The 13,430-nt window shown below is 43.9% G+C and carries 14 protein-coding genes; 6 read left to right on the top strand and 8 right to left on the bottom strand.

From position 1 onward, the window contains the following. Positions 1–115: 115 nt before the first annotated feature. The gene (gene nagA, locus IDJ76_RS12510; RefSeq protein ID WP_191163674.1) at positions 116–1,237 is read left to right on the top strand and encodes an N-acetylglucosamine-6-phosphate deacetylase; all 1,122 of its coding nucleotides are present in this window, start codon (positions 116–118) and stop codon (positions 1,235–1,237) included. Positions 1,238–1,287: 50 nt separating this feature from the next. Continuing rightward, entirely contained in the window at positions 1,288–1,992 is a 705-nt protein-coding gene (gene pyrH / locus IDJ76_RS12515) for a UMP kinase (RefSeq protein ID WP_191163675.1), read from the top strand. Between the two features lie 513 nt (positions 1,993–2,505). Here pyrH and IDJ76_RS12520 read toward each other — a convergent pair. The 6 genes from IDJ76_RS12520 to IDJ76_RS12545 all read right to left on the bottom strand — a co-directional run bounded on the left by IDJ76_RS12520 (position 2,506) and on the right by IDJ76_RS12545 (position 7,331). Beyond that, on the bottom strand, positions 2,506–4,260 hold the full coding sequence (locus IDJ76_RS12520; protein ID WP_191163676.1) for an ABC transporter ATP-binding protein: 1,755 nt from the start codon (positions 4,258–4,260) through the stop codon (positions 2,506–2,508). Positions 4,261–4,336: 76 nt separating this feature from the next. After that, the gene (locus tag IDJ76_RS12525) at positions 4,337–4,810 is read right to left on the bottom strand and encodes a GNAT family N-acetyltransferase (protein ID WP_224746312.1); all 474 of its coding nucleotides are present in this window, start codon (positions 4,808–4,810) and stop codon (positions 4,337–4,339) included. Positions 4,811–4,909: 99 nt separating this feature from the next. Further along, complete coding sequence (gene frr / locus IDJ76_RS12530; protein WP_191163677.1) at positions 4,910–5,473, bottom strand: ribosome recycling factor; 564 nt, start codon at positions 5,471–5,473, stop codon at positions 4,910–4,912. 119 nt (positions 5,474–5,592) lie between these two features. Next, positions 5,593–6,105 (bottom strand): lipocalin family protein, encoded by a 513-nt coding sequence (locus tag IDJ76_RS12535; protein ID WP_191163678.1) that lies wholly within the window; start codon positions 6,103–6,105, stop codon positions 5,593–5,595. Positions 6,106–6,332: 227 nt separating this feature from the next. Further along, the gene (locus IDJ76_RS20990) at positions 6,333–6,734 is read right to left on the bottom strand and encodes an RNA recognition motif domain-containing protein (RefSeq protein WP_191163679.1); all 402 of its coding nucleotides are present in this window, start codon (positions 6,732–6,734) and stop codon (positions 6,333–6,335) included. Between the two features lie 144 nt (positions 6,735–6,878). Next, positions 6,879–7,331: a 3-oxoacyl-ACP synthase gene (locus IDJ76_RS12545; protein WP_191163680.1), complete on the bottom strand. Its 453-nt coding sequence runs from the start codon at positions 7,329–7,331 to the stop codon at positions 6,879–6,881. Between the two features lie 281 nt (positions 7,332–7,612). On the opposite strand from IDJ76_RS12545, the gene IDJ76_RS12550 reads away from it, so the two are divergent. After that, on the top strand, positions 7,613–7,798 hold the full coding sequence (locus IDJ76_RS12550; protein ID WP_191163681.1) for a hypothetical protein: 186 nt from the start codon (positions 7,613–7,615) through the stop codon (positions 7,796–7,798). On the opposite strand, the gene IDJ76_RS12555 is transcribed toward IDJ76_RS12550, so the two are convergent. Continuing rightward, complete coding sequence (locus IDJ76_RS12555; protein ID WP_191163682.1) at positions 7,795–8,925, bottom strand: CapA family protein; 1,131 nt, start codon at positions 8,923–8,925, stop codon at positions 7,795–7,797. The genes IDJ76_RS12550 and IDJ76_RS12555 overlap by 4 nt on opposite strands. A gap of 54 nt (positions 8,926–8,979) precedes the next feature. Next, the gene (locus tag IDJ76_RS12560) at positions 8,980–9,555 is read right to left on the bottom strand and encodes a C40 family peptidase (RefSeq protein WP_191163683.1); all 576 of its coding nucleotides are present in this window, start codon (positions 9,553–9,555) and stop codon (positions 8,980–8,982) included. Positions 9,556–10,195: 640 nt separating this feature from the next. On the opposite strand from IDJ76_RS12560, the gene pdhA reads away from it, so the two are divergent. The 3 genes from pdhA (at position 10,196) to IDJ76_RS12575 (ending at position 13,429) form a co-directional block, all read left to right on the top strand. After that, positions 10,196–11,191, top strand: coding sequence for a pyruvate dehydrogenase (acetyl-transferring) E1 component subunit alpha (gene pdhA, locus IDJ76_RS12565; protein ID WP_191163684.1), 996 nt, complete (start codon positions 10,196–10,198; stop codon positions 11,189–11,191). A gap of 46 nt (positions 11,192–11,237) precedes the next feature. Then, positions 11,238–12,971 carry a pyruvate dehydrogenase complex dihydrolipoamide acetyltransferase gene (locus tag IDJ76_RS12570; RefSeq protein ID WP_191163685.1) on the top strand — a complete coding sequence of 578 codons (1,734 nt, stop codon included), beginning with the start codon at positions 11,238–11,240 and terminating at the stop codon, positions 12,969–12,971. A gap of 218 nt (positions 12,972–13,189) precedes the next feature. Beyond that, complete coding sequence (locus tag IDJ76_RS12575) at positions 13,190–13,429, top strand: helix-turn-helix domain-containing protein (RefSeq protein WP_191163686.1); 240 nt, start codon at positions 13,190–13,192, stop codon at positions 13,427–13,429. Position 13,430 lies beyond the last annotated feature (1 nt).

The following is a 13,430-nucleotide window of genomic DNA, read 5'->3' on the forward strand; positions in this document are numbered from 1 at the left end:
CGTCATTGCGAGGAACGAAGCAATCTCAGAACTGTGCTAAACGATTTGCTTAACCGATTGTCCTTTTTAGAGATTGCTTCGTTCCTCGCAATGACGCAATTGTTATAAATTAAGTATGATAACAGCACTTCATAACCTACAACTCATCACTAACGGCACCATCGCCGCAGGCAAAGCCATTTTAATCGAGGACCGCCAAATAAAGGCCGTTATTGCCGAAGTAGAAATCCCTGCCGATGCCGAAAAGAAAAACCTTCAGGGGAATTATATTGCACCGGGCCTGATAGATCTGCAGATCTATGGCAGCGGGGGTAAGCTGTTTGCAGGCACGCCCGAAGTTGCAGCCTTGCAGCGCATGGAAGACGACCTGCTGAACCAGGGCACTACCGGTTTTTTCGCAACCATTGGCACAAACACCAATGAGATTGTAGAAGCGGGCATCGCGGCAGCGAAAGAATATCGTAGCCACGCACGTGGTAACTTTTGGGGCATCCACCTGGAGGGCCCGTATCTTAATCCGGCTAAGAAAGGTGCGCACCCTGCAAAGTTTATCAAAAAAGCCACGCTCGCGGAAATTAAGGGCTGGATAGATCAGGGTGATGGTGTGATCACGATGATCACCATAGCTCCTGAATTACAGGATCAGGAGGTGATAGACTATCTACATGCGGAGGGGATCATTATATCATCCGGCCATAGCAATGCCACCTACGAGCAAGGTAAAGGATTTTTAAATAACCCTATCCCCGCAGTTACGCACCTGTTTAACGCCATGCCGCAAATGCACCACCGAGAACCGGGTTATATCCCCGCAATTTTTGAAGCAAAACCCTACACTAGTATTGTTGCCGATGGTAACCATGTTGATTGGCCGATGATTCGGCTGGCAAAGCGCGAATTGGGCGATAAATTGTTCCTGATTACAGATGCGGTTACCGCTGCCACCACCGGGGCTTATCAGCACCGCCTGGAGGGTGATAAGTATGTGATGCCCGACGGTACGCTATCCGGATCGAGCCTTACGATGTTAAAAGCCGTACAGAATTGTGTAGAAAAGGTGGGTATTGAACTGGCAGAAGCCATCAACATGGCCAGTCTTTATCCGGCACAATTGGCAAAAAAAGATAGGAAAGGGCAGGTTGCTGCAGGTTTTGATGCCGACCTAATTGTATTTAATGATGCTTTTGAAACGCAGCAAACTATCCTTGCTGGGAATTTGTTAATGAAGACGACATAAAATTTTAACAATACCGATTAATAACTATTTTTGATAAATCTTCCTGATAAATGAAATACAAAAGAATTTTACTGAAGTTAAGCGGTGAGTCCTTAATGGGCCAAAGGCAGTATGGTATTGATAACAACCAGGTTTTGCAATACGCTCAGGATATTAAAGCCGTTAAGGAAAAAGGTATCGAGATAGCGGTTGTAGTAGGTGGCGGTAACATATTCAGGGGCTTAAGCGCCGAAAAAAGCGGTATGGAACGCGCCCAGGCCGATTATATGGGCATGCTGGCTACAGTTATTAACTGTATGGCCGTACAAAATGCACTGGAAACCATCGGTGTAGAAACTCGCCTGCAGTCGGCTATAAAAATGGAGCAGATCTGCGAGCCTTACATCCGCCGCCGTGCCATGCATCACCTGGAATGCGGTAAAATTGTAATTTTTGGCGCCGGTACCGGTAACCCGTATTTCACTACAGATACAGCAGCGTCATTACGTGCCATAGAGATCAAGGCAGACGTTGTACTGAAGGGTACCCGTGTCGATGGTATCTATACTGCCGACCCGGAGAAAGACCCGTCAGCAACGCGTTATGATGAGATAACCTTTCAGGAAGTTTACGATAAAGGCCTAAACGTAATGGATATGACCGCCATTACCCTTTGCCAGGAAAATAAGCTGCCCATCATTGTATTTGATATGAACAAACCCGGCAACTTCATGAAAATTGCCGAGGGCGAAGCTATTGGGACACTGGTGCGGTAAATATACCTGTCATGCTGGACTTGCTTCAGCATCTCACCATCAAAGTTTTCCCGCATGTTGGCTACTTGTCCCGAGAGATCCTGAAATAAATTCAGGATGACAAGATATAAAAATAAGCCCTGCTGAATTTTTCAGCAGGGCTTTGTTGTATAAAGACCATGTCATTGCGAGCGATAGCGCGGCAATCTCAGTGGACAAGCGGATATGCTAAGATTGCCACATCGCTATGCTCTTCGCAATGACACCGTTTTTTTCGAGGCGACGAATAACCATGTCATTGCGAGCGATAGCGTGGCAATCTCAGTAGACAAGCGGATATGCTGAGATTGCCACATCGCTGCGCTCTTCGCAATGACACCATTTTTTAAACCCATAATTTACCACCATGTCCTTGCGAGCGATAGCGCGGCAATCTCAGCGGAGGCAAAACCGTTCTGCGATGGCAAGAAGATTTCTCGTCGCTGCGCTTCCCTCGAAATGACACTGTTTTTTGAAACCGCACAAATTTTTCACCTACGCGTCTACCGTAAATTTCTCGCCAATCTGCTGCCTCCACATAGCGTAATAAAGGCCTTTTTGCTCTATCAGGTCAAAGTGCTTGCCCGATTCAATGATATGGCCTTTCTCTAACACAAAGATCTTGTCGGCATGCATAATGGTTGACAGGCGGTGCGCTATCAGGATGGTGATATGATCGTTCAGTTCAGAAACATCACGGATGGTAGCGGTGATCTCTTCTTCAGTGATCGAATCGAGCGACGAAGTAGCCTCGTCAAACACCAAAATATCCGGTTTACGTAACAAGGCACGTGCGATAGAAAGACGTTGTTTTTCGCCACCAGATACCTTTACGCCACCCTCGCCGATTACGGTATCTAAACCTTTATCGGCACGGGCCAATAACGTTTGGCAGGCCGCGCGTTGCAGTACATTCATACAATCATCGTCAGTAGCACCCGGGCGCACGAATAATAAATTTTCGCGGATAGTTCCTGAAAATAGCTGCGTATCCTGCGTTACGAAACCGATCTTCTCCCGCAGCTGGTCCAGGTCTATTTCATTACTTGGGATGCTGTTATAGCTTACCTCGCCCTCAAACGGCTGATACAATCCTACCAGTAGTTTAACCAAAGTACTCTTACCCGATCCAGAGGGACCTACAAATGCAATGGTTTGCCCGGCGGTAGTTTCAAAACCGATATGGTTTAAAGCATTGCGGTTGGCGGTTAGATGCTTAAAGCTCACGTTATCAAATGTCAGTTTGCTGATTTTTTCTAAAAGCACCGGCTTTTCGGGCTTTTTATCGATGGGTACGCTCAATATGCCCCTAAAGTTATTTAACGATACCTCGGCTTCGCGCCAGCTTAATATTACATTACCTAACTCCTGTAACGGGTTAAACAGGAAGAAGGAGTAGAACAACAAGCTTAGATACTGCCCCGGAGAAATGGTGCGTTCAAATATTAGCAACAATAATACAACAACCATGCTGCTGCGCACCAGGTTAACTGTGGTGCCTTGTACAAAGCTCATGCTGCGTACATACTTCACCTTCTTCAGTTCCAGGTCAAGGATCTTATAGGTGGTATTATTCAATCGCTCAATTTCCTGTTTGGCAAGGCCCAGGCTTTTAACCAGCTCTATATTTCTTAAAGATTCTGTAGTGGAACCTGCCAGCGCGGTAGTTTCGCCTACTATCTTTTTTTGGATTACTTTGATCTTGCGGCTTAGTACCATACTCACAAAGGCAATAACCGGGATAGCCGCCAGGTAAACCAGCGTAACCTTGTAACTGATGCTGAGCGAGTAAAAGATAACGAACAACATACCTGTTAAGCTCACAAAAAGGATACTGATAAAAGAGGTGATAAACTTTTCGCAATCTAAACGCACCTTTTGCAAAATACCCAGTGTTTCGCCGCTGCGCTGATCTTCAAATACCTGGTAGGGTAATTCAAGCGAGTGCTTTAAACCATCGGCATACATTTTGGCGCCCACTTTTTGAGTGATGATGCTGGTATAATAATCCTGAAAGTTTTTGGCGATGCGCGATACCATAGCCACCCCGATAGCTGCACCAACAAAGGTTAAGGCAGCAACTAAATAGTTGTGGTAGGTATAGCTGTTGCGATTACCTATAACCTGGTCAAGTATACGGCCGCTGATGTAAGGATCAAGAAGCGAAAAGCCGATGTTTACGCCGGCCAATAAAAGGGCTAAAAAAACAACGCCCCTGTAATTTTTTAAGTAAGATAAGAGAATATTCATTGCCGCAAAAGTAAAAAAAGGGAATGGCTACGTGGCTCATTCCCTGTAATTTGACAATGTGGTTAATAAGTATAAATTACAGGTCCATCTCCATCTGGATATTGCATCTTTCATAGGGCGAGGGGATACCCGTTATTTTCTTGAACCCTAATTTATGGTATAAGGCAATGGCCGGTTCTAAAACGGTATTACTCTCCAGGTATAGTTTATTTGCACCTAACTGTTTGGCCTGTTCAATACAGTGCCTGCCTAACAGGTAGCCAATCCCTTTACCCCGGGCTTTTGGCGATACTGCCATTTTAGCCATCTCGAACGCATCGTTCTCTGTTTTAATGAGCGCGCAGGCACCAACAGGTTCGTTGCGATATAATGCGATATAAATATGGCCCCCTTTGCTCAGGATATAATCATCCGGGTGATCTAAAGATTGATGATCGTTAGTTTCCATTTTGAACCAGGTGGTTATCCATTCCTGGTTTAACTGTTTAAAGGCCGGCTGGTATTTCGGCTCAAAATCTACTATTTGCAGGTCGGGGTTTTGGTGGGTCATAGTGACGGCTAATTTATGATGGTAGATTGTAAACAAATATTCAAACAAAAAAGGGATGCACCTTGCGGCCATCCCTTTCGAATATAAGTTCAAACTGGATTAAACAGTCATGATGTCTTTTTCTTTCGCGTCGGATAGCTGATCAACTTTGATGATATACGCATCGGTTAGTTTTTGCACCTCTGCTTCGCCAACTTTTATCTCATCTTCAGACACACCTTCGGTTTTTAATTTCTTGATCTTCTCGTTAGCATCTTTACGGATGTTGCGGATAGCGATTTTACCTGTCTCAGCCTCACCTTTGGCTTTCTTAACCAGGTCGCGGCGGCGCTCTTCTGTTAACGGTGGTACGTTAATGCGGATGATCACCCCATCATTTTGCGGGTTAACGCCCAGGTTGGACTCTTTAATTGCTTTTTCGATAGCCACCAAAAGTGTCTTTTCCCAGGGTTGTACGATAATAGTACGGGCATCGGGCGTGTTTACGCTACCCACCTGGCTTAACGGGGTTGGCGAACCATAATAGTCAACCATGATATCGTCCAGCATAGATGGGTTGGCTTTACCCGCGCGGATCTTATTTAATTCACTATCTGCATGCTCAATGGCTTTATCCATATTCGCTTTTGCATCATTTACTTGTTTTTTAATGAGTTCGCTCATTGTGTCTGAATTTTTGACAAAAATAATAAAAAGTATGAAAGCCCCTCATTCCTGTAAAGATAGATCGGGATTTTTTTAACCTTTATATCCTGGCATTGATTTTTTTGTAGTACTACCCTTTAGCTACCGCCGTGTTTTTGCGAAGTAAGTTTTTCTACCGGGTAACCCATGGCTTTACATTTAGCGATCACGGTATCATAAGTTTTCTTATCCAGGCTGGGCTTGCGGCTCATGATAAACAGAAATTTATGGTCGGGGTGGCCCACTACCACGTATGAGTAATCGGGGGCAAGGTCAACCACCCAGTAATCTACTTTAAAGGGCCACAGGAATTGTGCCTTCATTTCGGCGTTGTTTGTGTTCTCCACCAAAAATAGTTTCGATTTTACCGAATGTAGTTCTGTATCGTTGGCCTTTTTGTAAGTAGTAACTACGTCGAAGTATTCCTTATTATCGTTCCAGGTATAGTTGGTGGTCGTTTCTATACTCCCCTTATCAAACGCAGTTGGTATAGAGTATAAAGAGTACCAACGGCCCGAATATTTTTTAATGTCTACCCGTTCTACCGGTTTGTTGGGTACACCGGCAAAAGATGTAGCTATAAATAATAGGATGGTGCAAATGCTTTTCATATAACTATAAAAACGAATTTATAGTTATACCGGTTTTTTGCGAGAAGAAATCAGGAGGCTCTACCTTTTAGAAAGCAATGGTTTATGGGGCAATTCCATAAACGAAAGGCAAAATGTACTATACAGAAAATCGCGCTGACATGTAAATGAAAGCGTGTAAGAGATAAAATATGCAAAAGCAAAACGCTATGGTGACAGCGCCTTGCTTTTGTATTACCGGTAATTAATTACCAACGGCTACCGCCGCCACCGCCACCGCGGTTGTTATCTTTTGAGTAGCCGCCACCGCCGCCACCTCTGCTGTCTCTCGAGTAGCCGCCGCCGCCGCCACCGCGGTTGCCGCCACCAAAACCACCACCGCCGCCACCGCTTCTGCGATCGCCCGGTTTTTTGTCTTCAGCTTGGCTAACAGCAATAGAACGGCCGCTGATTTCTGATCCGTTTAAGCCAGAAATTGCTTTTTGAGCAGCTTCGTCATCTGACATTTCAACAAATCCAAAGCCTTTGCTTCTGCCAGACTCTCTGTCCATAATAATTTTAACGGTGGTTACTTCACCATAAGCTTCAAAAAGCTCCTGCAAATCTGCTTCCTGTAATGAATAAGGAAGGCTTCCTACGAAAATGTTCATTAAAAATTTTGTTTAGTGATGGCGGTTTCCCACCATTTTTACGTTTTGTTTACATCAAATATAGAATAGATATTAATCACTTGTACATTTATTTGTTAAACTGTGATTAATATTTTTTCTTTTTGATGGTTTCGGGTCTGTTTTTCAGCTAATTGACTGTATAAGGTAGTTTTTTCCATTCAAAATAAATTCATCGCCGGCACTAATTCCTTTCATTTTAAGGCCAATGGGCGACGCAGGCGACACCGCAAAGTAGTGTTGGCCATCTAATTGGAGCACCCCCGCGCTTATTGACAGGTAAAAATTACCATTGTTAGTAATCACCAGGCTGCCAGCCTCTGCCTTTTGCGAATTGCTTTTGGTGCCAATCTGGTTAAGGGCCACCATCAGTTTGTTGGCCTCGTTCAGTTGTGCTAAATTTCTGTTGGTTTCTTGCTGGGCCATTTCGCGGCCGGTTTCGTATTTATCACCCGCACTGCTTTTGGTATCGTCATTAGCAGATTGCTGCGCTTCGGCAATGGCCTGCTCAGATGCCTTCATGCGGCTTTGTACATAAGCTACACACAGGTTGTATAACTTTTCTTTTATCTCACTCATTCTTCAATCAAAAAAAACGAAGATGTGGAAAAAGGATGGTATTGCTAAAGGTTTAAAAAATAAAAGCCCCGGCCACTCGCTGCCCGGGGACTTTCAACCTAAACCTTATCACAATGTAAGTGCAAGATGCGCTTACAGATACATTAACGATATTTTGTAGGCGAGGTTATGTAGGTTAATTGAAATTGACATGCAAATGATAATTGGCCTTGGTTAAAACAAACTGGTTGTAAGTTGGTTTATGTGTAAATCATTTAACAGCAACAATTTAATTAAACCATATGAACTTAAAACGTACTTTCGGCGCTATCCTAACAGTGTTAGGGATCATCGGTCTTATTTACACTGGTGTACAGGTTATACAGCATACAGGGCAGGCTACTACTTTAATTGTAGTGGGAATTATATCGATCATCTTCTTTTTTACCGGTATCAGCCTGGTGCGCAACACTAAAGACGAAGCCTAATACGCAACCCGCGTTATCATGCCATCATCGGCAATAATTAAACCGGGTAGTTCAAAATCCGACTTTGTTAAAAGCCTGATGCGGTTGGCTGCGGTATTTGCGGTGTCGGCCAGCAGGCCCACTTCATGCGATTGCTTATAGGATACGATACGGCCACTTAAAAAGTGGCCTTTTTTATTTAAAGTGACTTTTAGTAAGGGTGCCAGCCCGCAAACACCCAGCACGCTTACACTTTTGTAGGTGCAAAAGTTACCCAGGCTATAGGCAATGAGTCTGTTCTTGTAAACCTCCATTGCCCGGCTCACATGCGGGCCGTTACCTAAAACCAGGTCGGCGCCTGCATCAATGGCGGCGTGGGCAAATGCGTTCACGTTGCCCCGGTTCTCGCCAACGTAATATTCCGGTACGCAGGGGATGTGTTCAAACGGCACACCTTCGCCGCCGCCATGAAACGATACAATCACAATATCACACTCCTGCTTTAGCGCGGCAATCGTGCCTTTCACAAACGCCCGGTCTAATAACGGCGCGGTTTGGCTATTAGGCGAGAAAGCGCAGAAACCATATTTTATACCTTTAACGGTAAACGTGGCCGACGGCTTAACCCGCAAGCCCGCATAGTTAATACCCAGGCTATCCAATATTTTAGCAGTGCTTTTACGTCCCGGCTTGCCAAAATCATCTACATGGTTATTGGCCAGGCTGATAAGGTTAAAGCCCGCACTTTTAAATACACCACCGTAATATGTTGGCATCCTAAAAAAGTATCCCTTACTTTTATGCTGTAATTTATAGGCTACCGCTGCCCCTGTATCCAGCAGGGTACCTTCAAGGTTGCCAAAGATAATATCGTTATTTTTCAGATCCTTCAACGCAGATCTGAAACTTTGCCGCCCGCTATCCGGCGGCAAGTGCGTGCTATCCGGGTAGGAGGTACCCAGCATCATATCGCCAACGGCTGCTATGGTTATAGTCGTATCGGTGATGGGTTTTATCGTAACCGTATCTGCAGGCAATTGTGCGGGCGTATTATTAGCTTGTTTTTTCTCGGGCGGATTAGTGCAGGCCGTTATCAGCAATAGAAATGAAAAGCAAAAAAGGATTGGCAAACGGTAAAGCATAGGCATAAAAAAACCTCTCACAGGGCGTGAGAGGTTTGATCTATAAATTTAGGTTTGTAATTAGTTTGAGGTCTCGTCGTCGTTAGTTGATGCAGAAAGTTCATTTTTGAATGACTCCAACATGCGGCCACCTTTGTAAAAGAAGCGGCTGTAGTAAGCATCGTCAAGGCTTGATATGGCAACACCTTTTGATGATGCGTGTGCAAACCTGTTATTGCCTAAGTAAATACCAACGTGTGATATGCTGCGGCTGTGGATCTTAAAGAAAACCAGGTCGCCTTCTTTTAAATCATCTTTACCAACCGGGCTAACCATGCTGAAAATATCGCGTGAACTGCGGCGGATAGTAGTATTAAAAACTTCGCTGTATAGTTGTTTGGTGAATGCAGAGCAGTCGATACCTTTTCTTGAGCTACCACCGAAACGGTATGGGGTACCTATCCAATCGTATACAAAGTGAAATAATTTCATGTTTGAGGTTGCAGACATTGCAACACCCATAATTTGTGACAGATAATCTTTTGCTAAACTCTCTTGTTCTGAATTATCAGCTATCGGAGTTGGAACAGTTTTTGTTTGAGCTTGGGCAGCTAAAACGCTCAGAAATAGTGCAATAGCAAGAGTAATTTTCTTCATTTAACGTCTTTATTTGTTGCAGTCGCGACAACAAGTGTTTATTAAATCAGACAGTGTGTCTATTGTTGGATACAAATCTATATAATATTTCCAATCCTCCAAATTAATCGTGAAATTTTTTTCATGTTCGTTGCGATTAATAATATTAACCGTTGTTAATAAAACTATCGCGTAGGTGAATCTTTTCATCGAAACTTTCAGCCGGTGAATATAATTTTCCAAAACCAGGCTTAATAGAAATTTTGCGATGACAATTCACATGTGATTTTACCTCAAACGTACGCGCCGTAACGGCACTTGAGCCTTGTTGTTTTTCAGCGTAACGTCAGTGGTATTTTTACCGTTTTAGGAGCTCATTTCTAAATTATGATATTACAAACGCATTAGAACATACTGGATGAGAATTTTGCATAAGGCCTCGCGCAGAAAGATTATTGCGGAATTTGAGTGTTTGCGGCAATATAAAGTGTTCATTTTACACGGCTTCCAAATGTAATTTTGTGTTATACAAATAGTAGGCAGTATGGCTTAAAAGCACTATTTTCATCCCGAAATAATCTTTACAACAAATTCGTTGCAGTTTCGGTTATTTGCAGGATATAATTAGATTTGCACTATCTCTTAGAATTGTTTTTACTAAATGAGTTCAATCGAAATAACTAAAGACACCTACCTGATGTGGTATGAGTCTATGCTTTTAATGCGGAAGTTTGAAGAAAAAACTGGCCAGTTATACGGTCAGCAAAAGATCCGCGGATTTTGTCACCTTTATATAGGCCAGGAAGCGGTATTAGCCGGTGCCATGTCGGTAATAAGGCATGAAGACAGTTTGATAACTGCCTACCGCGATCACGCGCATGCTTTGGCAAAAGGTACAAGCCCTAAAGCCATCATGGCCGAAATGTATGGTAAAGCTACCGGTTGCTCAAAAGGCAAGGGTGGTTCTATGCACATGTTTGATAAGGAAAACCATTTTTATGGTGGCCACGGTATTGTGGGCGGCCAGGTACCTATGGGTGCCGGTGTTGCCTTTGCCGAGCAGTATAAAGGAACGGATAACGTAAACATTGCCTACATGGGCGATGGTGCCGTGCGCCAGGGTGCTTTAACAGAAACCTTTAACATGGCCGCTTTATGGAAATTACCAGTAATTTTTGTTTGTGAGAACAATGGTTATGCCATGGGTACATCTGTAGCGCGTACAACTATCCAGCCGGATATTTACAAATTAGGTTTGCCTTACGGTATCCCTTCATCGCCTGTTGATGGTATGGACCCGGTTGCAGTACACAATGCTATGGACGAGGCGGTATCACGCGCACGCCGCGGCGAAGGCCCAACTTTTCTGGAAATGCGTACTTACCGTTTCAAAGGTCACTCGATGAGCGATCCGCAGAAATACCGTACTAAAGAAGAGTTGGAAAGCTACAAATCAAAAGATCCTATCGAGGTGGTTAAAGCGGCTATTCAAAAGAATGGTTATGCCGATGATAAATGGTTTGAAGAGATCGATGCTAAAATTAAAGCACAGGTAGAAGAAGCGGTACAATTTGCCGAAGAATCGCCATGGCCGGAAGCATCTGAACTTTATACTGATGTATATGTTCAGCAGGATTATCCTTACATCCGCGACTAATAACCCTACTAATTATAAATAATAACAGTATTCATCACATTATTATATGGCTGAAGTAGTTAAAATGCCTAAAATGAGCGATACCATGACCGAAGGGGTATTGGCTAAGTGGCATAAAAAAGTTGGCGACAGTGTAAAATCGGGCGATGTTTTGGCCGAGATAGAGACTGATAAGGCCACGATGGATTTGGAATCGTACCAGGACGGCACCGTGCTTTACATTGGTGTTGAAGAAGGTAACGCCGTACCTGTAGACGCTGTTATTGCCGTTTTAGGTAAAGAAGGCGAAGATTATAAGGCACTGTTAGAAGGCGATGCTAAACCGGCTAAAACCGAGGAAAAACCTGCAGAAGAAAAACCTGTTGCAGAAGCTAAACCAGCCGCCGATGCCAAACCGGCAGCGCCGGTTGCAGAGAAATCGGCAGCGGCTAAACCAAAGGTTGATACTTCAAGCATTCCGGCTACTGTTATCCGTATGCCGTTATTAAGCGATACCATGACAGAAGGTACCATTGAAAAATGGAACTTTAAGGTTGGTGATAAAGTAAAGGCAGATGACTCTTTAGCTGATGTGGCAACCGATAAGGCTACCATGGAAGTTGTGGGTTATGAAGAAGGTACACTTTTATATATTGGTGTAAAAGAGGGCGAAGCTGCACAGGTTAACGGTATTATTGCCATTGTTGGTAAAGAAGGTACAGATATACAGCCTTTATTAGACAATGCGGATGGCACTGGCGGCGAAGCTGCCGAAGCCCCGGAAACTGAAGAAAAAACAGAAGCTGCCCCGGCAGCCTTGTCTGATGCTGCACCTGCTCCAAAGGCAACCGGCTCTACAGAAGATGACAGCCGCGTTAAGGCATCGCCGTTGGCACGTAAAATCGCTAAGGATAAAGGCATTAATTTAAATGATGTAAAAGGCAGCGCAGAAGGCGGCCGCATCATTAAAAAAGATATTGAAGGCGTTTCCGCCTCGGTAAAACCTGTTGCCGCCGCTGCTCCTGTTGCCCCGGCTCAGGAAACTGCTGCTGCAAAACCTGCCGAAGCTGCTGCACCTGCTGCAAAGGCACCGGTAGTATTGCCAACCTATACAGGCGAAGAGAAATTTACGGAAAGAAACGTTACGCAAATGCGTAAAGCCATTAGCCGCAGGTTATCTGAAAGCTTGTTTACCGCACCTCACTTCTATGTTACCATGTCGATTGATATGGACCAGGCTATTGTTGCCCGTAACAAAATGAATGAGGTTGCTCCGGTTAAGATCTCCTTTAACGATTTTGTGTTGAAAGCTTGTGCCGTTTCCTTAAAACAACACCCGGCTATCAACTCCTCGTTCCTGGGCGATAAGATCCGTACTAACGAACATGTGCACATTGGTGTAGCTGTAGCGGTCGACGAAGGTTTGCTGGTACCAGTTATTAAATTTGCCGATGGTAAATCGTTAAGCCACATCTCGCAAGAGGTTAAGGAGTTTGCCGGTAAAGCAAAGGGTAAAAAATTACAACCTGCCGAAATGGAAGGATCAACCTTCACCATATCTAACTTAGGTATGTTTGGCGTTGATGAATTTACCGCTATTATTAACACGCCAAACGCTTGTATCCTTGCCGTTAGCGGGATTGCACAAGTGCCGGTTGTTAAAAATGGCGCTGTAGTACCGGGCAACGTAATGAAGGTAACCCTGAGTGCCGATCACCGTGTGGTTGATGGCGCATCGGCTGCCGCATTCTTACAAACATTAAAGTCATTACTGGAAGAACCAGTGAGGATGATGATATAATATTTCGGATTTCGAATTTTCAATTTCGGATTTAAAGAGCGATGGGTTTATACTCATCGCTCTTTTTATTTAAATCCCTTTTAATAGGTTTAGCTTTTAACCTGAAAAAGCACTGGACAAAATGAACAGAATAAGTAAATAGTGATATATTTCAAAAAAATAAATCCGGGGTTATACGAAATCCGTTAATGTATAGATTATAGCCATATTAACTTTAAATGAAGAATACGTTGAACGTTAGGATCAAAGCTGTTGCTGCCAATATCCGGAATAAGCGCGAAGAGTTAAATTATACGCAGGAATACCTTGCGGCCAAACTGAGCATTTCACAAAATGCCTATAGTAAGATAGAATTAGGGTACACCAAAATTACGGTTGAACGTCTATTCCAGATCTCAGAAGTATTAGAAACGGATCTGACGGAGCTGATCAACACAGAAAAAGCCGAAGCTGCTTAAT

Source organism: Mucilaginibacter glaciei (assembly GCF_014773245.1).
Classification (GTDB): domain Bacteria; phylum Bacteroidota; class Bacteroidia; order Sphingobacteriales; family Sphingobacteriaceae; genus Mucilaginibacter; species Mucilaginibacter glaciei.